We start from the raw sequence: 19,061 nt of genomic DNA on the forward strand, positions 1-19,061 counted from the left end.
GTCTCAGTGGGTCAGGAGCTTGGAGAGGAAGTCCTTCGCGCGGTCGCTCTTCGGGCTGCTGAAGAACTCCTCCGGCGCCGCCTCCTCGACGATCTCACCGTCCGCCATGAACACGACACGGTCGGCGGCCTTGCGCGCGAAGCCCATCTCGTGGGTGACGACGATCATCGTCATACCCTCGGCTGCGAGGTGCACCATGACGTCGAGCACCTCATTGATCATCTCGGGGTCAAGCGCGGAGGTCGGCTCGTCGAAGAGCATGACCTTCGGCTTCATCGCGAGCGCGCGCGCGATCGCGACACGCTGCTGCTGGCCGCCCGAGAGCTGGGCCGGCATCTTGTCTGCCTGCACCTCCACACCGACGCGCTCGAGAAGCGCTCGGGCATCCTTTTCCGCCTCTGCCTTCGCCCGGCGCCGCACCTTGATGGGGCCGAGCGTGACGTTCTCGAGGATCGTCTTGTGTGCGAAGAGGTTGAACGACTGGAAGACCATCCCGACGTCGGCACGAAGCGCAGCCAGTGCCTTGCCCTCCATGGGCAGCGCCTTGCCGTCGATGCGGATCTCACCCGAGGTGATGGTCTCGAGGCGGTTGATCGTGCGGCAGAGGGTCGATTTGCCCGAGCCTGAGGGCCCGATGACCACGACGACCTCACCCTTGTTGACCGTCATGTTGATGTTCTTCAACGCGTGAAAGTCACCGTAGTGCTTATCTACGTTCTCCAGGACGACGAGAGGTTCACCAGGTGCCGCGTGGATCGGGTTGCTCGTGGTCTCAAAACTCGAGGTCATGAGCCAAACGTAGTCCGGTGGGGCCCCTGTCGGGGAGATCCGTCATGCCGTTACGTGTTCGTAACCGACGAGATCCGCTGCGCGAACGCGCTTTCATAGAGACAGACGGATGCTGCGGTCGCGAGATTCATCGATTCGGCCCGCCCGTAGATCGGCACCGAGACGGCCCGGTCAGCCAGCGCGAGGTAGTCGTCGCTGAGGCCCCGCGCCTCGTTGCCGAACAGCCACGCGGTCGGCTGCGACAGCACGCCCTCCTGGCGGGCAGCGAGCAGGTCGTCGCCCTTGATGTCGGCGGCCAAGACGCTCAACCCGGCATCGCGCAGGCGCTCCCGCAGCGCGGGGAACTCCGCGCCCACCGCGACCGGGATGTGGAAGAGCGAGCCCGTCGTCGAACGGACCACCTTCGGGTTGTAGAGGTCGACCGTGCGGCCGCTAAAGATCACGCCGTCCGCCCCAGCAGCATCCGCGGCCCGGATGATCGTACCCGCGTTGCCCGGATCGCGAACCTCCTCGAGCACGACAATGAGGCTCGGCCGCCCGGGCTCCCCCGGGGCGAGCAGTTCGCGCACCGAGACGGGGAACTGTCGACAGACGGCGACGACGCCCTGCGGCGTGACCGTGTCGGCCATCGCCTCGAGCACCTGCTCCGTCACGAACTCGACCGTGACATCCGCCTCTTCCGCCGCAGCAGCGAGGTCTGGGTGTCGCTCGAGCGCCGTGGGCGTGGCGTAGAGCTCCTGCAGGAGTTCGGGGCGCCAGGCGAGCGCCTCCGACACCGCCTGCGGGCCCTCCAAAAGAAAGAGCCCGGTCTCAGACCGGGCGTCTCTCTTGCGAAGTTTCGCTACGCCACGCACACGGGGTGAGCGCGGGTTGTCAAGCATGGCCTAAGTCTAGGCCGGGTGTGCGGCTATGCCGACACCTTGGGAGCCGACGTGTCGGCCGGCAGCGCCGCCTTGGCGGTCGCGACGATGGCCGCGAACGTCTTGGGGTCGTTCACTGCCATGTCGGCGAGCATGCGGCGGTCAACCTGCACACCCGCGAGGCCGAGGCCCTGGATGAGACGGTTGTAGGTGAGGCCGTTGGCGCGCGACGCAGCGTTGATGCGCTGGATCCACAGGCGACGGAAGTCGCCCTTGCGGGCACGACGGTCACGGTACGCGTAGACGAGCGAGTGGGTGACCTGCTCCTTCGCCTTGCGGTAGAGGCGCGAGCGCTGGCCGCGGTAACCGCTGGCGCGCTCGAGGATGACCCGACGCTTCTTGTGGGCGTTGACAGCCCGCTTTACTCTTGCCATTTTCTCTGTTCCTTAGTTCCGAATGCGGGGGCGGCTCAGCGGCCGGCCTTGCCAAGAAGGCGCTTGATGACCTTCGCGTCCTGGGGTGCCAGCACCTGGTCGGCGTTCAGGCGGCGCTTGCGCTGCCCCGACTTGACCTCGAGGTTGTGGCGCATGCCGGCCTGCTGCTTCATGACCTTGCCGCTGCCGGTGACCTTGAAACGCTTCTTGGCCCCTGAGTGGCTCTTCTGCTTAGGCATTTCTCTCCTTGTTCACTGTCGTGCTTCATCACGCCCGTGCGGGCGAAGACTGGGGTGCGGACTACTCCGCAGGCGTCGCCTCGCTGGACTCGTCCTGGGCCTCGCGGGGCTCCTTCGACGACGCCTTGCGGGCATCCGACTCGACCTTGATCTCGGCCTTCGTCTTGTGCGGGCCGATGACCATCACCATGTTGCGACCGTCGATCGTCGGGGTCGACTCGACCGTGCCGAGCTCCGCGACATCCTCCGCGAAGCGCTGCAGGAGGCGAACACCCTGCTCGGGACGCGACTGCTCGCGACCGCGGAACAGGATCATGGCCTTGACCTTGTCGCCCTGCTTGAGGAACCCCTCGGCGCGCTTGCGCTTGGTCTCGTAGTCATGCTTGTCGATCTTGAGCCGGAAACGAACCTCCTTGAGGATCGTGTTCGACTGGTTGCGCTTGGCTTCCTTCGCCTTCTGCGCCGTCTCGTACTTGAACTTGCCGAAGTCCATGATCTTGACGACCGGGGGCCGGGAATTGGGAGCAACCTCAACCAAATCCAGGTCGGCCTCCTGAGCTAGGCGCAGGGCCTCCTCAATGCGGACAACGCCGACCTGCTCGCCCCCGGGGCCAACGAGACGGACTTCCGGGACGCGGATTCGGTCATTCGTTCTGGGATCGCTGATGCGGTCCTCCTCATGTACTCGTCTGCGAAAACTGTGTGCCTGGCCTGCGGCGGATGCCGTGGCGACGAGAGGGAGGATTCACCCAGAGAGACCCCGCACAGGATGCGGAACTGCACTGGCACGGCACCCTTCAGTACTACCGACGAGCACGTGGTGCGCGTCAGCGGGGTGCCAACAACCCGGTAACCTTTAAAGCACGGCGGTCAAGCGCGGGTGGGAGAATCTCCACTTTCGTATCCGGAACCGACAACGGTTCCAGAGCCCGGACGATTCTAGCAGAGGAAATCTTGATGAGCGATACCCCGCGTCCCGGTGGACACGAGGCCCACGACAACGACATCTACGACATGCCGGCCGGCGCGACGCGCGACATCGCCGACGTGCCCGCGATCGAGGTCATCAACACCGTCGCGGTACACCTCATGAGCGCCGCGGCCGTCAAGTGCGGTCTCGCCGACGACCCCGATGCGGAGACCGACCTCGACGAGGCCCGCAAGCTCATCACGGCCCTCGCGGGACTCATCACGGCCGCTGCCCCCGACCTCTCCGACTCGCACGCGCGGCCGCTGCGCGACGGGCTCCGTTCACTGCAGCTCGCCTTCCGCGAGGCATCCGCAATCCCCGACGCACCCGGCAAGGGCCCGGGCGAGAAGTACACGGGCCCGGTCTCCTAGGGTCAGACCGCAGCGGGCACGACGCGGACCGCGAGGGAGTCGACCCCGAGGGCGATTCCCTCGCTGCGTGACCACCGGTCCTGCAGGCGCGACACCAGATCCTGCAGTGCGCCTTCGTCAAGGCCCGGCCTGAGCGCCAACTCGACGACCGCCTCGGGGCCCTGCAGCCGCGCCGTGGGATCGCCCGAGCGCAGCGTCACCGCCGCGACGTCCGCTTCTGACGCGACGGATGCCTCGAACTCGCCGATGATCGCAGCGCTGTCGAACGGCGCCGCCCATGGCAGCGACTGCGCTATCGCCCAGAGTGCGGGCCGGCGGATGACGAACTCCGTTTCGCTCGTCGGGTCAACGACGACGAGTTCGGTCGACTCATCCGCCGCGGCAAGCGCCACCCGCACGGCGTCGGCAGGCACGGGACGAGCCGAGGGGTTCCATGCCTGCATGGCCGCCACCGAGCTGAATACGGGGAGCACAGCACGCCCGTCGGGTCCAGCGACCGTCACGATCGCGAGGTCTGCGCTCTTGTCGACCGTCACGCCGTGTTCGTTCGTGCCCGCCTCGCCAAGCGACGCAACGAGCGGGACGAGCAAGCGACATCCGCGAATAATGTCGACGACCTGTGCGGACGATGCCTCCCCCTGTCGAAAGGCGGAGATAGCGGCGAGGAACGCAGCGGGAGCCGAGCCGTCGTCATCGGCGAAGGGGGTCTCGCCGAATGAACGGCCCGCCCAGGGCTGGCCGGCCGAGTCGGCGCCACCGATGGGGTGGCCGTGTGAGGAACCCGAGGTCACGCGCCCGCGACGTCCAAGGCCTCGGCGAGGGTGAAGGCGCCGTTGTAGAGGGCCTTGCCGACAATGGCACCCTCAAGCCCGAGCGGGACGAGCTCCCGCAGTGCCAGAAGGTCATCGAGGCTCGAAATGCCGCCGGAGGCGATAACGGGCTTGTCGGTGTGCTCGAGCACCTGGCGGAGGAGGTCGCCGTTCGGCCCCTGCATGGTACCGTCCTTGGTGACATCCGTCACGACGTAGCGCGCACAGCCGGCCTCTTCGAGACGGTCCATGACCGACCAGAGGTCGCCACCGTCCTGTGTCCAGCCGCGGGTTGCGAGGGTCGTGCCGCGCACGTCGAGCCCCACCGCGATCGCCTCGCCATACTCCGCGATGACATGCGCTGCCCACTCCGGGTTCTCGAGGGCCGCCGTGCCGAGATTCAGCCGTTTCGCGCCCGTCGCAAGCGCAGCCTCGAGGGAACGGTCGTCGCGGATGCCACCGGAGAGCTCGATGTTGAGCGAGCCACGCACCTGCCGGATCACCTTCTTGATGATCCCGTAGTTGTTTCCGCGCCCGAATGCCGCGTCGAGGTCGACGAGATGGATCCAGTCGGCCCCCTGGGCCGCCCAGGCCTCGGCGGCCGCGACGGGGTCGCCGTAGCTGGTCTCGCTGCCAGCCTCGCCGCGCGTGAGACGCACAGCCTTGCCGTCAGACACATCGACGGCAGGAAACAGGGTAAGGCCGGGTGTCGTGTTGAACTCGCTCATCATGGGCTTTCTTCGGGGCATGCCGGGGGAAGGAAATGAAGGCTTGCGCCGTGGCGCGCGCAACAAGTCACCGATACTACTCCGGAAGGCGGCGGCGGCGAATTCGATGACTCAGAGCGTGCGAAGCCAGTTGCTGAGCACGCGGATGCCCGCGCCGCCAGACTTCTCGGGATGGAACTGTGTCGCGCTCAGCGGGCCATTCTCAACCGCCGCGAGGAATCGTCCACCGTGGTCGGCCCACGTGAGTCGCGCCGCGGGGAAGGGAGGCATCGCGTCGATGCCCCACTCCTTTGCCGCATAGGAGTGCACAAAGTAGAAGCGCTCATCCTCGACACCGTCGAAGAGCACCGAATCCTCGGGCGCCTCGACACTGTTCCAACCCATGTGGGGAACGACGGGTGCGTCAAGCTCGTCGACCGTGCCAGGCCACTCCCCCAGCCCTTCGGTCGTGACGCCGCGTTCGACGCCCTTCTCGAACATCACCTGCATTCCGACGCAGATCCCGAGCACGGGGCGCCCTCCGGCGAGGCGACGGTCGATCATCTCGCCGCCACCAACCTTCTCGAGCGCCGCCATAACGGCGGAGAACGCGCCGACTCCCGGCACGAGGAGGCCGTCGGCCTCGGCTACCCGCTTGGGATCAGCCGTCAACTCCACATCTGCACCGGCGAGCTCGAGAGCCTTGACGGCGGAGTGGACGTTGCCGCTGCCGTAATCGAGTACGACGACACTGGGCTTGGACGCGAGCGTCACAGGGCGCCCTTCGTCGACGGCACCCCGCTCACGCGGGCGTCCCGCTCGATCGCCTTGCGCATTGCGCGCGCGAAGGCCTTGAACTCGGCCTCGGCGATGTGGTGGGGATCCCGGCCCCCCAGCACGCGCACGTGCACTGTGAGCCCGGCGTGGAACGTGATGGCCTCAAACACGTGGCGCACCATCGACCCCGTGAAGTGCCCGCCGATGAGGTGAAACTCGAAACCTGCGGGCTCACCCTCGTGCACGAGGTAGGGCCGGCCAGACACGTCGACGACGGCACTGACGAGCGCCTCATCGAGTGGGACCATCGCGTCGCCGAAGCGCGAGATTCCAGCTTTGTCACCGAGCGCCTGCGCGAGCGCCTTGCCCAGCACGATGCCGATGTCCTCAACCGTGTGGTGCACGTCGATCTCGACGTCACCTGTGGCGCGAACCGTGAGGTCGATGAGTGAGTGCTTTGCGAACGCCGTCAGCATGTGGTCATAGAAGGGCACCGAGGTACTGATGTCGGCGCGCCCCGTGCCATCGAGGTCAAGTGAGAGCTCGACGCTCGACTCGCTCGTCTGGCGCGTCAGCTGCGCGACACGACGACCCGATGTTTCGGCCTGCTCTGCCATTGCTGCATCCTCATCTCGCGGCGTCGCCGCCGCGCGGCGAGCCAGTTGGGGTGGGCGAATGCCCGCATCAAGTCTAGCGAGCGGCGGGAACTGCGGCCGCTGTGTTCACCGAGCGCCGAATGATGCTCCGCCAAGGTCGCGGAGCGCTTCGAGGAACAGCGTCGTCTCGCGCTCGGTGCCTGCCGTGACCCGGAGGTGGTGTGGGATTCCGAGGTCACGAATGATGATGTCGCGTTCCAGGAGCGCCTCGAAGAGCGCGTGGGGTTGGTGGACTCCCCCGAACAGCACGAAGTTGGCCTCGCTCGGCCAGACCGTGAAGCCCAGTTCGGACAGCTCCTTCAGGAGCCGGTCGCGCTGCCCGCGGATGTCGCCGACCATGCCGAGCATCTCGCTCGTGTGGTCGAGCGCCGCCACCGCCGCTGCCTGGGTGAGCGCAGAGAGGTGGTACGGCAAGCGCACGAGGCGGATCGCGTCGCAGACCGCTGGGTCCGCGATCATGTACCCGACGCGAGCACCCGCGAAGGCGAAGGCCTTGCTCATGGTGCGCGAGACGATGAGTCGCTCGCGGCCCTCGAGCAGTGAAAGCGCCGAAGGCGAGCCTTCGGGAGCGAACTCCGCGTAGGCCTCGTCGACGACTACCATCCCGTCGGTTGCGTCGTATGCCGCGACGATCGTGTCGAGGGAGACGGGCGTGCCGGTCGGATTGTTGGGTGCACAGAGGAAGACGAGGTCTGGTTTCGTCTTCTCGATCCACTTCGTCACGAGCGCCGGCGAGAGTTCGTAGCCGGGGTCGCGCTCGCCAGCGACCCACGTGGTGTCAGTGCCCGCGGCAATGATCGAGTGCATCGAGTAGGTCGGGGGGAAACCGAGCACGGAACGTCCGGGACCTCCGAACGCCTGCAGCACCTGCTGGAGCACTTCGTTCGATCCGTTCGCCGCCCAGACATGGTCGGCCGTCGCGCCGTGGCCGACATAGCTCGCGAGCCGCTCGCGCAGCGTCGTGAACTCGCGGTCGGGATAGCGGTTGATGCCCATGAGGGCCCGCGCCAGGGACGTCACAACGTCGTGCGCGACACTCTCCGGAATCGGATGGGTGTTCTCGTTGACGTTGAGTGCAACGCTCACCTGCTCCTGGGGAGCTCCGTACGGAGTCAGCCCCCGGAGATTGTCGCGAATGGGGAGGTCTGCGAGTGATGCCACTGCCCCATTCTAGGAGCGGGCGAACCGAGCGTGCTCAGTAGCGAGAGGGAACGAGGAGTTCCTGACCGGGCACGACGTCGAGCGAGTCGAGCTGGTTCACCTGCACGAAGGACGCGATCACGTCGCGCGGGTCAGCGTCGGGCGCAACCTCGCTCGCGATCGACCAGAGCGACTGGCCGGATGAGACGGTCACGGCTTCGAGCGGAGCGCCCGCCGTGCCGCTCGCAGTCGCCATGCCGCCGTTGAGGCCAAGCAGGAGTGCAGCGATGACGAGAGGGGTTGCAGCAAGTGTCGTGAAGACGATTCGGCCACGCCGGGTGAGGCGAAGGCGAGGGCGGGCGGCGATCGACTCGACCGGGCGCAGCCTCGGGTACTCGCGGGTGGGTGATGCGGTGGTGCTCATTGCTGACTCCTTTCGCCGTCGTGCTGCCCAGGTGGCCGCTGTGGCCTCGGGAGAAGGTTCCGCACCCGACACTCGGCCGGGAGGGCCGGGTGCGGAACTTTGTACCGAACATATCTTCGAATGCGTCGCAGTGCAAGCACCGAGAATCAAGAAGATTCCGCGAAGCGTGCCGCGACACACTCGAACAGATGTTTGTATCTGGGCATCCAGGCGGATACAGTTTCGATTGTTGAGAGACAGCACACCAGCACCCACCGACATTGAGTCGCGCGACGAGGAGACCATGGACGAGAAGCCCTCACCCCGCAGGCGCAAGAGCCTCAGCGAGAAGCAACTCGCCATCCTCGAGTTCATCCAGCGCGCGGTGTCGACCAAGGGGTACCCGCCGAGCATGCGCGAGATCGGCGACGCGGTCGGCCTCGCATCCCTCTCGAGCGTCACACACCAGTTGGGGCAGCTCGAGCTGAGCGGCTATCTCCGACGGGACCCCAACAGGCCACGCGCTATCGAGGTGCTGATCGACCTGCCGCAGAACGAGCGCAGCGAGAGCCCCGAGGAGGCGATCTCTTCAGTGCCGCGCGGCGACGCGGCGATGGTCCCCCTCGTGGGACGCATCGCGGCCGGAGTTCCGATCACGGCCGAGGAGCAGATCGACGAGGTGTTCCCCGTGCCGCGGCAGCTCGTCGGCAAGGGCGAACTCTTCATGCTCAAGGTCGTCGGCGACTCGATGATCGACGCCGCCATCTGCGACGGCGACTGGATCGTCGTGCGCCAGCAGAAGACTGCGGAGAACGGCGACATCGTCGCGGCAATGCTCGATGACGAAGCCACCGTCAAGGTCTTCCAGCAGCGCGACGGTCACACCTGGCTCCTCCCCCGAAACAGCGCCTTCGCCCCTATCCTCGGGGACTACGCCGAGGTCCTCGGCAAGGTCGTCGCTGTCCTCCGGGCGGTCTAGCACCTCCCCCTTGAGACGGTACCCCGAGCCGTAGCGGGGGTTGTGAAGACCATCCGCGCGACGGATGCCCCGGCGAGGCACGGTGCCCTAGCGTGATTGTCGCGGGGACGACTGTCTCCATACGACGACGGAGAGGGGAACCTTGATCGAGGCGGCAACGCTCACGAAGCGCTATGGAAGCCGAACGGCGGTAGACAATGTCAACTTCACCGTGCGGCCCGGCACGGTGACGGGTTTTCTCGGCCCGAACGGTGCCGGCAAGTCAACGACCATGCGCATGATCGTGGGGCTCGACAAGCCGAGCGCGGGGAGCGTCACCGTCAATGGCAAGGCGTACCGCGAACACCGGGCTCCCATGCGCGAGGTCGGCGTGCTGCTCGACGCCAAGGCCGTGCACACCGGTCGCAGCGCCTACAAGCACCTCCTTGCGATGGGGGCGACGCACGGCATCGGCAAGGCCCGCGTGCAGGAGGTCATCGAGCTGACCGGCCTCGCCAGCGTCGCGCGCAAGCGTGTCGGCGGCTTCTCCCTCGGGATGGGGCAGCGGCTCGGCATCGCAGCCGCGCTCCTCGGCGACCCAGCGACGCTCATCCTCGACGAGCCCGTCAACGGCCTCGACCCAGAGGGCGTGCAGTGGGTGCGCAAGCTCGTGCGGCACCTTGCCGCCGAGGGACGCACTGTGCTGCTCTCCTCCCATCTCATGAGCGAGATGGCACAGACCGCTGACCACATCATCGTTCTCGGTCGCGGTCGCATCCTCGCCGACGCGCCCGTCTCCGACATCATCGCGGGCGCCGGCGGCTCGACCGTGCGCGTGCGCACACCGCGCCCCGAACTCCTGGCCGAGGCACTCCCCCAGGCGCAGCAGACTCCGCTCTCCGACGGTGCGATCAGCCTGAACGGCGTCACGGCGGAAGAGGTCGGCGAGGCCGCGGCGGTCCACGGTGTCGTACTCCACGAGCTCACGCCCGTCGCAAGCTCACTCGAAGAGGCCTACATGGCCCTCACCCAGGACGAAGTCGAGTACCGCGCCGGCGGCGCCGTGCCCGTGGGAGGTGCCCGATGACCGCGACATCCGCCTCCATCACGCGCGGCGCGCGACTCAGCTTCGGCGGTCTCGTGCGCTCCGAGTGGATCAAGTTCACGAGCCTGCGCTCGACCTACTGGAGCTCCGGCATCATCCTCGTGCTGTGGCTGCTCCTCGCGCTGCTGCTCTCATCCGCCGCCAACTTCCAGGCGATCGACCCCATGACCGGTGAGGACCTCCCCGCCACCGACGAACTTCGCCAGAGCGCGACGATGTCGGCCGTCACGAGCGGCATCATGTTCGGGATGCTCGTGGCGGGCATCCAGGGCGTGCTGAGCATCTCAGGCGAGTACTCGACGGGGATGATCAAGTCGAGCCTCGCCGCGGCACCGCGCCGTCTCGGCATGTATGCGGCCAAGGGCGTCGTGACCTTTGTCTGGATGTTCCTGCTCGGTGCGGTCAGCGTGCTCGCCGCCTACCTTGTAGCGATGCCATTCCTGAGCGCAGACGACATGCTCGCGCCCCTTGGGGCCGAGGAACTGGTGGCCATGCTGGGCGCCGCGACATTCCTCGGCTTCGTCGGACTTTTCGGTCTCGGCGTCGGCACCCTCGTCCGCTCGGGCGCGGGCGGGATCGCGATCGTCGTCGGCGTGCTCATGGTGCTGCCGATGGCGCTCGGCATCTTCTCCATCTGGATCGACTGGATCTCAGATGTCATCCCTTACATGCTCGATACCGCGGGCAACGCCATGCTGACGATTCCAGGCGGCGAGGGCACCCCAACGCCGAACGGCATGATGACGGCACTCGAGCCGGGCATGGCTACGCTGGTCGCGCTCGCGTGGACCGCCGCCAGCCTGCTGCTCGGAGCGCTCGCCCTCAAGGGGCGCGACGCCTGATCGCGCATGAGCACGTGCGGGGCCCCGGTCGGTTTGCCGGCTGGGGCCTCGCCCGTTCTCGGCAGCACAGGGATGCTACAGCCGGCTAGGAGCTCGGCGTCGGCTCGCCCAGGGCCGCCACATCGACCGCGCGCAGCTGGGACGCAAGTTGCCCGTCAACCATGGCGTGGAGCTTTGTGCCGTGCTCGTCATACGTCGAGGCGAGGACGCGCCCCCGGTCATGGGCGAGCGCGACGAGGTCTCCCCGGTCAAAGGGCACGACGACCTCGATCTCTTCGGCGAGGTCGGGCAGCACGTCCTGGATGCGCGCGAGCAGCTCCTCCACGCCCTCACCCGTGCGTGCGGACACGAAGATGCCGTCGGGCTCGAGACCGCGAAGGAGCAGCCGCTGGTCATCATCCGCCAGGTCGGCCTTGTTGAACGCAACGATCTCTGGGATGTCGCGCGCACCCACCTCGCCGATGACGTCACGCACGGTCGCGAGTTGGCTCGCCGGATCCGGATGCGACGCGTCGACTACGTGCACGATGACATCGGCCTCGGCGACCTCCTCGAGCGTCGAACGGAACGCCTCGACGAGCTGGTGGGGTAGGTTGCGGACGAAGCCGACCGTGTCGGTCAGCGTGTAGTTGCGACCATCGGCCGTCACGGCCTTGCGCACCGTCGCATCCAGTGTCGCGAACAGGGCGTTCTCGACGAGCACGCCGGCCCGCGTGATGCGGTTGAGCAGGCTCGACTTGCCCGCGTTGGTGTAGCCCGCGATCGCCACACTCGGCACCGCGAAGCGATTACGGTTCGCGCGCTTCGCCTCACGTGCAGGCTTGAACTCCTTGATCTGACGCCGAAGTTTCGCCATGCGGGAATGGATGCGGCGACGGTCGAGCTCGATCTTCGTCTCACCCGGCCCACGGCTTCCCATACCCGCCCCAGCGCCACCCACCTGACCACCGGCCTGGCGGGACATCGACTCGCCCCACCCGCGAAGACGCGGGAGCAGGTACTCGAGTTGCGCGAGCTCGACCTGGGCCTTGCCCTCCCGGCTCTTGGCGTGCTGGCTGAAGATGTCGAGGATGACGGCCGTGCGGTCGATGACCTTGACCCGGATGACGTCTTCCAGGGCCCTCCGCTGGCTTGGGGCCAGCTCACCATCGACGATCACGGTGTCAGCGCCGACCGAGGCGACGACATCCCGCAGTTCATGCGCCTTGCCCTTGCCGAAGTAGGTGCTCGGGTCGGGCGTCGCCCGCTTCTGCAGCAGTCCGTCAAGCACGACAGCACCGGCCGTCTCTGCAAGCGCGAAGAGCTCCCGCATGGAGTTCTCCGCCTCCTTGAGCGTGCCCTGCGAGTAGATCCCGATCAGGACGACCTTCTCGAGGCGCAGCTGCCGATACTCGACCTCGGTGACGTCTTCGAGCTCGGTCGAGAGGCCAGAGACCCGGCGAAGCGCCTCGCGCTCCTCGCGGTCGAACTGCTCGCCATCCGTCTCGCCGGTCGGCGCAGCGCCCGGATCAGACTGGAGCGCCTGGGCGCGTTCACTCGTGAAGATCGTGGAGCCTACAGGTCGGGTCGCCGCGCTGGCCAACACGCGCTCGATGACGTCCTCGTCACGACGCTCTTCAGATTCAGCTTCAGTCATTGGGTTAACCCTAGCTCCTCGCTATTCGATAGGTTTCTCTCCATGGCCAACGAGCACTACTTCTCCGCAGAACCGGAGAGTGAGCTCAAACTACGCCCGCTGACTGTGAACCTCGCGGGGTTGCCCCGCACACTCACGACCGCAGGTGGAGTGTTTAGTCCCGATCGCATCGACGTTGGGACCCAGGTGCTTCTTGCCAATACTCCCCCTCCGCCGCCGGGAGGACACCTGCTGGATCTTGGCAGCGGTTGGGGCCCGATCGCCCTCACGATGGCGCTCGAATCACCTCACGCAACCGTCTGGGCAGTCGACGTGAACGAGCGTGCGCTCGACCTCGTGCGCCGAAATGCCGAGACCCTCGGCCTGTCGAATGTGAACGCAGTGCTGCCCCAGGATGTTCCCGACGACGTGACCTTCATGGGCATCCGCTCGAACCCGCCCATCAGGGTGGGCAAGAACGTGCTCCACGACATGCTGCTGCACTGGCTGCCGCGGCTCGAGGCGGCAGCCGACGCCTGGCTCGTCGTGCAGAAGAATCTCGGTTCCGACTCTCTGCAGCGCTGGATGGAAGGCGCACTGCCCACGGGATTCGCCGTCACCAGGGCGGCCACAAACAAGGGCTTCCGCGTACTCCGCGTTCGCCGACGCTGACGGCGTCAGACGCTGAGGTCTCCCTCGAAGACCAGCACCGCTGGACCACTCAGCGAGACGTGCTCGCCGTCCTCAGCCGCCCACATCCGCACGCCGAGTGACCCACCCGGCACGTCAACGCGCCAGTGGTCTGGAGCGCCGGCGCCCGCCCAGTGACGCGTTGCAAGCGCAGCCGCCGCGGCACCCGTGCCGCAGGAGAGGGTCTCGCCGCTCCCACGCTCGTGCACCCGCATCGTGATGTGCCCTATGCCATCCACGACGAGCGGGTCGTGCGGTACGACGAACTCGACGTTCGCCCCATCCGGCGCCTCGGGTTCCAGGACGGGCGGGACAGAAAGATCTGCGGCATCCAGCTCGTCCTTCGATGACAACGCCACGACGACATGCGGGTTGCCGACATTGATGCCGAGGCCGGGACGCGCGACGGGCACGCCTGCCGTGCGGACGAGGGGATCGGAACCGTCGAGGCGCCAGCGGCCGAGGTCGACCTGGAAGCCGCGCTGGTTGCGCTGGAGGTCGCGCACTCCAGCCCGCGTGCCAACCGTCAGCGTGTCATTGCGTCCAAGCTCGACGAGACCGTTTGCCGTGAGGTACTCCGCGAAGACACGGATGCCGTTGCCACACATCTCCGACGGTGAACCATCCGCATTGTGGTAGTCCATGAACCACTCGGCAGCGTCATCCTCAGCGAGGGCAGCCGCCCCCTCCGGAAGCTTGGACGAGCGGACCGCCCGGATCACGCCGTCGCCACCCACGCCGAAGCGTCGGTCGGCGATCGCGGCGAGCTGTTCGGGGCTCAGCTCGATCGTGCCGTCTGGGTCGGCGAACAGCACGAAGTCATTGCCCGTGCCGTGCCCCTTGGTGAAATGGATCTCAGGCATTGTCCAAGGATACGTGCGCGGTTGTGCCGGCCAGTGCGCGGACAGCCGCGGCATCGGCCCTCTCCGGGTTGTCGTGCTCGAGCCACAGCGCCGAACGATAGCGGCGGAACCAGCCCACCTGCCGCCGTGCGTAGCGTCGGGTGAGCGCCTGAGTCTGCTCGATCGCGGCCTCACGGGAAAGCTCGCCCCGCAGTTGGGCGATCGCCTGCGCGTAGCCGATTGCGCGCTGTGCCGTGACGCCGCGCTCGATTCCCGCGGCCATGAGCGACTCGACCTCATCGAGCATGCCGGAGCGCCACATGCCTTCCACACGGGCATCGAGTCGCTGCACGAGCACGTCGCGCGGCGCCGTGAGGCCCAGGATGCGCGTGTCGGGCCACCAGGGAGCGTCCTCCGGGAGGCCCGCGCCGAAAGGCTCCCCCGTGATCTCGATCACCTCGAGGGCCCTCACGATGCGTCGACCATTGTGCGGCCCGATCGACTTTGCCGCGTCGGGGTCGCGCTCCTGCAGCCGTCGGAACAGCGCACCGGGGCCGGCCGCCTCAAGCTCGACCTCGAGGCGCTCGCGCACGCTGGCATCCGTGCCAGGAAACCGGAAGTCGAAGAGCACCGAGGAGATGTAGAGTCCCGAGCCTCCCACGAGAATCGGCGTCGCGCCTCGCTCCGCGATCTCCGTCACGGCCGCGCGTGCCTGCTCCTGGAAGGCGGCGACACTCGCCTCCTCGTCGACGTCGAGCACGTCGAACATGTGATGCGGGACACCTCGACGCTCCCCTAGGGGAATCTTCGCCGTGCCGATGTCCATGCCGCGGTAGAGCTGCATGGCGTCGCCGTTGACGATCTCGGCCGAACCCCCGGCATCCGCGATCCGTTCGGCCACCTCCAGCGAGAGTTCGCTCTTGCCTGTGCCGGTCGCACCGACGATCGCGATCAGGGGCGGCTGCTCGGCCACAGTGCTCAGCGCTCTCCGTCAGCCGAGTCGTAGATCGGCACGGTCGCCACGCGGAGCGACGGCAGGCCAAGCGAGACCCGCCCCGGCGTGCTCGTGCCCGAGGCCGCCGACGCGGGCACGCCGCACGAAGCCGCCTCGGCACGGTCCCACGCATCGCCGGAACGGGTGCGTCGGATGCTCGGGGCTGTTCCCGCCGCGGCATCCGCAATGAGGTAGAAGGGCTTGGCGTCGCTCACGACGACCGTCACGATGTCACCGGGGCGCGGCGTCGGCGAGTCCTGGGGCAGCGCGAAGTGCACGAGACGGCTGTCCTCGGCGCGACCGGAGAGCCGGTGCGTCTGCGCGTCCTTCGTGCCCTCGGCCGAGACCATGACGTTGACCGTGGTGCCGACGAGCTTCTGGTTCTCCTCCCAGGAGATGCGGTCCTGCAGCTCGACAAGCCGCTCGTAGCGCTCCTGCACGACAGCCTTGGGCACCTGGTCGGGCATAGTGGCCGCGGGCGTGCCAGGCCGGATTGAATACTGGAAGGTGAATGCAGAGGCGAAGCGCGCCTGCTGGACCACGCGAAGCGTCTCCTGGAAGTCCTCCTCTGTCTCCCCCGGGAAGCCCACGATGATGTCGGTCGAGATCGCGGCGTGCGGGATGCGATCACGCACGCGGTCGAGGATGCCGAGGAAGCGCTCCGAGCGGTAGCTGCGACGCATCGCCTTGAGGACGCGGTCGGAGCCCGATTGGAGGGGCATGTGGAGCTGTGGCATGACGTTGGGCGTCTCCGCCATGGCGTGGATCACGTCGTCAGTGAATGCGGCAGGATGCGGACTCGTGAAGCGCACGCGCTCGAGCCCGTCGATCTCCCCCGTCGCACGAAGGAGCTTACTGAAGGCCTGCCGGTCGCCGAACTCGACGCCGTAGGAGTTGACGTTCTGGCCGAGCAGCGTGACCTCGATCGCGCCGTCGTCCACGAGCGCCTGTACCTCAGCGAGGATGTCGCCGGGACGGCGATCCTTCTCCTTACCGCGCAGCGCCGGCACGATGCAGAAGGTGCAGGTGTTGTTGCAGCCGACGGAGATGGAGACCCAGCCGCTGTGGGTCGATTCACGCCGCGTCGGGAGCGTCGAGGGGAACACCTCGAGCGACTCGAGGATCTCGATCTCGGCCTTGCCGTTGTGCCGCGCGCGCTCGAGGAGCGTGGGGAGGGACCCCATGTTGTGCGTGCCGAAGACGACATCGACCCAGGGGGCCTTCTCAAGGATGACGTTCTTGTCCTTTTGCGCGAGGCAGCCACCCACGGCGATCTGCATCCCCTCGTGGCGACGCTTGATCGAGGCGAGCTGGCCAAGGTTGCCGTACAGCTTGTTGTCGGCGTTCTCCCGCACAGCGCAGGTGTTGATGACGACGACATCCGCTTCCGTGCCGTCAGCCCGCACGTAGCCCGCCGCTTCGAGGGAACCACTGAGCCGCTCTGAGTCGTGGACGTTCATCTGGCACCCATAGGTGCGCACCTCGTAGGTGCGCGGCGATGTGCCCTGGGGCGATGCGAGGGACGGAGCGAGCGTGGTCATGATCACGCTAGCCTAACGCCGCTGGGCCGCACGGGTGGGGCGCTCAGGAGCGCTCGAGAGTGACCGTGAGCGTGCGCTCACTCAGCGTCGAGGTGGCCGTCGCCTCGAGCGTGTCGGCGGATGCTACGTAGTCGGCCCGGTAGACGAGATCACCGTGGACGGCGTCCACGTGCACAGTGATCGTGAGCACTCCGCCGTCGAGTTGCCAGGTGTCGCGCTCGTCATGCCAGTCGCCATCGTTGAAGGCGACGATGACCGTGTGATCGGGCTCAAGGGTGAAAGACGTACGGTCGCCTGCACTGTCCACCCCCTGCCACGAGGTGCCGACGAGGGATTGCTCCAGCGATGTCTCCTTAGAGACCGCGCTGGGCGAGGGAGGTTGCGGACTTGCGGACTCGACGACGGGAGGCATCGCCGAGCACCCGGCGAGGGCAGCGACCGCGAAGCCGCACAGGATAGCTCGGCCCAGTTGCATGGCCCCATGGTAGTCGCGGGCTGCGTGGCCCTCAGCGGAAGCGCACGCCTCCCGGGCGGGAGCGCGGCGACCCGAGGGCCCGGTCGACAGCGTCGCGGATGACCTCGGACGAGTAGCCCTTGCGCTGGAGGAAGCCGGTCAGGCGGCGCTTGGCGGTCTCATGGTCATAGGACTGCAACTGGGAGGCGCGCTTCTCGGCGAGCTCGATGGCACGCTCACGCTCGTCATCTCGCCCCAGCGACTCGAGCGCTGCGTCGATGATCTCCTGCTCGATGTGCCTGCGCCGGAGCTCCGCCACGATCGCCTGCCTGCCGAGCCCTTTGCGCTCGTGCTGCGTGCGCACGAGGGTCTCTGCGAGGGCAGCATCATCGACCAGGCCCACCGCCTCGAGCCGGCCGAGCTCGTACTCGATCGCCTCATCGTCAAGGTCTCTCGAGCGCAGGAGGTTTTCGAGCTCCCAGCGAGACATGTTGCGACGGCCGAGTCCCGCGAGACTCACATTGGACGCGCGCTTCGCCTGGCGCTCAGGAACCTGCGGCGCGTCGCGCGGCGCCTCGTCGACCCCGGGCACCGCCCACTCTGCGTCGGCGCGTGCGCCCGGGAGGTAGGTGACGGGGGCGAGATGCCCGCCCCCGTCACCGCTGCTGGAGGACACTACGTCAGGCCCCTACGGCCTTGCGGCCAGCGACCTTCGGCACGATCGGCTCGACGTTGTCTGCCGGCGCTGCGACAGCATTCGGGTCCTTCGTGATGCCGAGCTTGACGAGGATCTTGTCTTCGATCTCCTTGGCGACCTCGGGGTGCTCGATGAGGTACCGGCGGGAGTTCTCCTTGCCCTGCCCGAGCTGGTCACCGTCGTAGGTGTACCAGGCACCCGACTTGCGGACGATGCCGTGCTCCACACCGAAGTCGAGCAGGCTGCCCTCGCGGGAGATGCCGACGCCGTAGAGGATGTCGAACTCGGCCTGCTTGAAAGGCGGTGCCATCTTGTTCTTGACGACCTTCACGCGAGTGCGGTTTCCGACCGCGTCGGTGCCCTCCTTGAGGGTCTCGATGCGGCGGATGTCAAGGCGAACCGAAGCGTAGAACTTGAGCGCCTTACCACCCGCAGTGGTCTCGGGGCTGCCGAAGAACACGCCGATCTTCTCGCGGAGCTGGTTGATGAAGATCATGGTGGTGCCGGTCGAGTTGAGGCCACCGGTGAGCTTGCGGAGCGCCTGGGACATGAGTCGCGCCTGCAGGCCGACGTGGGAGTCGCCCATCTCGCCCTCGATCTCAGCACGCGGCACGAGTGCGGCGACGGAGTCGATGACGATCAGGTCGATCGAGCCCGAGCGCACGAGCATGTCGGCGATCTCGAGTGCCTGCTCACCCGTGTCTGGCTGGGAGACGAGGAGCGAGTCAATGTCGACGCCGAGGGACTTTGCGTACTCGGGGTCGAGCGCGTGCTCCGCGTCGATGAAGGCCGCGATGCCGCCAGCGCGCTGCGCATTGGCGATTGCGTGAAGCGTGAGCGTCGTCTTACCCGAGGACTCCGGGCCGTAGATCTCGACGATGCGCCCGCGGGGCAGGCCGCCGACGCCCAGCGCGACGTCGAGGGCGATGGAACCGGTGGGGATGACCTGGACGGGTGCACGATCGTCACTGCCGAGGCGCATGACCGAGCCCTTGCCGAACTGCCGGTCGATCTGCGCGAGTGCGGTGTCGAGTGCCTTCTCGCGATCGGCTGCTGATGCCATTGTGAAGCTCCTGTCGTTGCGCACGCCCGGAATCTCTTCGGCCGTGACGAGGTGGTGTGCCTGTCTTCTGTCGCCTTGCAGGAGGACCGATGGTGCAGGGTCCGA

At 67.1% G+C, this 19,061-nt stretch carries 23 protein-coding genes; 5 read left to right on the forward strand and 18 right to left on the reverse strand.

What is annotated here, in order from left to right:
- Positions 1-3: 3 nt before the first annotated feature.
- The 5 genes from FVA74_RS08660 to infC form a co-directional block, all read right to left on the reverse strand.
- Positions 4-789, reverse strand: coding sequence for an amino acid ABC transporter ATP-binding protein (locus FVA74_RS08660; RefSeq protein WP_147721635.1), 786 nt, complete (start codon positions 787-789; stop codon positions 4-6).
- Between the two features lie 50 nt (positions 790-839).
- The gene (locus FVA74_RS08665; RefSeq protein WP_147721636.1) at positions 840-1,670 is read right to left on the reverse strand and encodes an RNA methyltransferase; all 831 of its coding nucleotides are present in this window, start codon (positions 1,668-1,670) and stop codon (positions 840-842) included.
- A gap of 26 nt (positions 1,671-1,696) precedes the next feature.
- Complete coding sequence (rplT, locus tag FVA74_RS08670; RefSeq protein ID WP_147721637.1) at positions 1,697-2,083, reverse strand: 50S ribosomal protein L20; 387 nt, start codon at positions 2,081-2,083, stop codon at positions 1,697-1,699.
- A gap of 35 nt (positions 2,084-2,118) precedes the next feature.
- A complete protein-coding gene (gene rpmI / locus FVA74_RS08675; protein WP_147721638.1) occupies positions 2,119-2,322 on the reverse strand; it encodes a 50S ribosomal protein L35 in 204 nt (67 codons plus the stop codon).
- A 61-nt stretch (positions 2,323-2,383) separates the two neighbouring features.
- Positions 2,384-2,989: a translation initiation factor IF-3 gene (infC, locus tag FVA74_RS08680; RefSeq protein WP_147721639.1), complete on the reverse strand. Its 606-nt coding sequence runs from the start codon at positions 2,987-2,989 to the stop codon at positions 2,384-2,386.
- 347 nt (positions 2,990-3,336) lie between these two features.
- On the opposite strand from infC, the gene FVA74_RS08685 reads away from it, so the two are divergent.
- Positions 3,337-3,663 (forward strand): DUF1844 domain-containing protein, encoded by a 327-nt coding sequence (locus tag FVA74_RS08685; RefSeq protein ID WP_147723140.1) that lies wholly within the window; start codon positions 3,337-3,339, stop codon positions 3,661-3,663.
- Between the two features lie 2 nt (positions 3,664-3,665).
- On the opposite strand, the gene FVA74_RS08690 is transcribed toward FVA74_RS08685, so the two are convergent.
- From FVA74_RS08690 to FVA74_RS08715, 6 genes are all read right to left on the reverse strand, one after another.
- Entirely contained in the window at positions 3,666-4,454 is a 789-nt protein-coding gene (locus FVA74_RS08690) for an SseB family protein (protein WP_240792180.1), read from the reverse strand.
- The gene (gene priA / locus FVA74_RS08695; protein ID WP_147721640.1) at positions 4,451-5,200 is read right to left on the reverse strand and encodes a bifunctional 1-(5-phosphoribosyl)-5-((5-phosphoribosylamino)methylideneamino)imidazole-4-carboxamide isomerase/phosphoribosylanthranilate isomerase PriA; all 750 of its coding nucleotides are present in this window, start codon (positions 5,198-5,200) and stop codon (positions 4,451-4,453) included. The genes FVA74_RS08690 and priA overlap by 4 nt, the downstream gene beginning before the upstream one ends.
- 111 nt (positions 5,201-5,311) lie before the next feature.
- Positions 5,312-5,953, reverse strand: coding sequence for an imidazole glycerol phosphate synthase subunit HisH (gene hisH, locus FVA74_RS08700; RefSeq protein WP_147721641.1), 642 nt, complete (start codon positions 5,951-5,953; stop codon positions 5,312-5,314).
- Complete coding sequence (gene hisB, locus FVA74_RS08705) at positions 5,950-6,573, reverse strand: imidazoleglycerol-phosphate dehydratase HisB (protein ID WP_147721642.1); 624 nt, start codon at positions 6,571-6,573, stop codon at positions 5,950-5,952. Before hisB ends, hisH begins: the two co-directional genes overlap by 4 nt.
- A gap of 105 nt (positions 6,574-6,678) precedes the next feature.
- A complete protein-coding gene (locus FVA74_RS08710) occupies positions 6,679-7,773 on the reverse strand; it encodes a histidinol-phosphate transaminase (RefSeq protein WP_147721643.1) in 1,095 nt (364 codons plus the stop codon).
- 34 nt (positions 7,774-7,807) lie between these two features.
- Positions 7,808-8,176 carry a LysM peptidoglycan-binding domain-containing protein gene (locus FVA74_RS08715; protein ID WP_147721644.1) on the reverse strand — a complete coding sequence of 123 codons (369 nt, stop codon included), beginning with the start codon at positions 8,174-8,176 and terminating at the stop codon, positions 7,808-7,810.
- A 283-nt stretch (positions 8,177-8,459) separates the two neighbouring features.
- Between FVA74_RS08715 and lexA the strand changes: the two genes are divergently transcribed.
- From lexA to FVA74_RS08730, 3 genes are all read left to right on the forward strand, one after another.
- The gene (gene lexA, locus FVA74_RS08720; protein WP_147723142.1) at positions 8,460-9,134 is read left to right on the forward strand and encodes a transcriptional repressor LexA; all 675 of its coding nucleotides are present in this window, start codon (positions 8,460-8,462) and stop codon (positions 9,132-9,134) included.
- A gap of 142 nt (positions 9,135-9,276) precedes the next feature.
- The gene (locus FVA74_RS08725) at positions 9,277-10,200 is read left to right on the forward strand and encodes an ABC transporter ATP-binding protein (RefSeq protein WP_147721645.1); all 924 of its coding nucleotides are present in this window, start codon (positions 9,277-9,279) and stop codon (positions 10,198-10,200) included.
- Entirely contained in the window at positions 10,197-11,060 is an 864-nt protein-coding gene (locus FVA74_RS08730; RefSeq protein WP_147721646.1) for an ABC transporter permease subunit, read from the forward strand. The genes FVA74_RS08725 and FVA74_RS08730 overlap by 4 nt, the downstream gene beginning before the upstream one ends.
- 85 nt (positions 11,061-11,145) lie before the next feature.
- On the opposite strand, the gene hflX is transcribed toward FVA74_RS08730, so the two are convergent.
- Positions 11,146-12,696, reverse strand: coding sequence for a GTPase HflX (gene hflX / locus FVA74_RS08735; RefSeq protein WP_147721647.1), 1,551 nt, complete (start codon positions 12,694-12,696; stop codon positions 11,146-11,148).
- A gap of 42 nt (positions 12,697-12,738) precedes the next feature.
- Between hflX and FVA74_RS08740 the strand changes: the two genes are divergently transcribed.
- A complete protein-coding gene (locus tag FVA74_RS08740; RefSeq protein WP_147721648.1) occupies positions 12,739-13,347 on the forward strand; it encodes a class I SAM-dependent methyltransferase in 609 nt (202 codons plus the stop codon).
- Positions 13,348-13,352: 5 nt separating this feature from the next.
- Here the strand turns inward: FVA74_RS08740 and dapF are convergent, their stop codons facing one another.
- From dapF to recA, 6 genes are read right to left on the reverse strand one after another with little or no spacing between them, the layout of a single operon-like run.
- On the reverse strand, positions 13,353-14,228 hold the full coding sequence (dapF, locus tag FVA74_RS08745) for a diaminopimelate epimerase (RefSeq protein WP_147721649.1): 876 nt from the start codon (positions 14,226-14,228) through the stop codon (positions 13,353-13,355).
- On the reverse strand, positions 14,221-15,180 hold the full coding sequence (gene miaA, locus FVA74_RS08750; RefSeq protein ID WP_147721650.1) for a tRNA (adenosine(37)-N6)-dimethylallyltransferase MiaA: 960 nt from the start codon (positions 15,178-15,180) through the stop codon (positions 14,221-14,223). Before miaA ends, dapF begins: the two co-directional genes overlap by 8 nt.
- A 5-nt stretch (positions 15,181-15,185) precedes the next feature.
- Positions 15,186-16,742 (reverse strand): tRNA (N6-isopentenyl adenosine(37)-C2)-methylthiotransferase MiaB, encoded by a 1,557-nt coding sequence (miaB, locus tag FVA74_RS08755; protein WP_147721651.1) that lies wholly within the window; start codon positions 16,740-16,742, stop codon positions 15,186-15,188.
- 43 nt (positions 16,743-16,785) lie between these two features.
- Positions 16,786-17,217 carry a hypothetical protein gene (locus FVA74_RS08760; RefSeq protein WP_147721653.1) on the reverse strand — a complete coding sequence of 144 codons (432 nt, stop codon included), beginning with the start codon at positions 17,215-17,217 and terminating at the stop codon, positions 16,786-16,788.
- Between the two features lie 31 nt (positions 17,218-17,248).
- Positions 17,249-17,872, reverse strand: a complete 624-nt coding sequence (locus tag FVA74_RS08765) for a regulatory protein RecX (RefSeq protein WP_147721655.1) — start codon at positions 17,870-17,872, stop codon at positions 17,249-17,251.
- Between the two features lie 4 nt (positions 17,873-17,876).
- A complete protein-coding gene (gene recA / locus FVA74_RS08770; protein ID WP_147721657.1) occupies positions 17,877-18,956 on the reverse strand; it encodes a recombinase RecA in 1,080 nt (359 codons plus the stop codon).
- Positions 18,957-19,061: the final 105 nt, after the last annotated feature.

It is taken from the genome of Salinibacterium sp. dk2585 (assembly GCF_008001035.1).
Classification (GTDB): domain Bacteria; phylum Actinomycetota; class Actinomycetes; order Actinomycetales; family Microbacteriaceae; genus Homoserinimonas.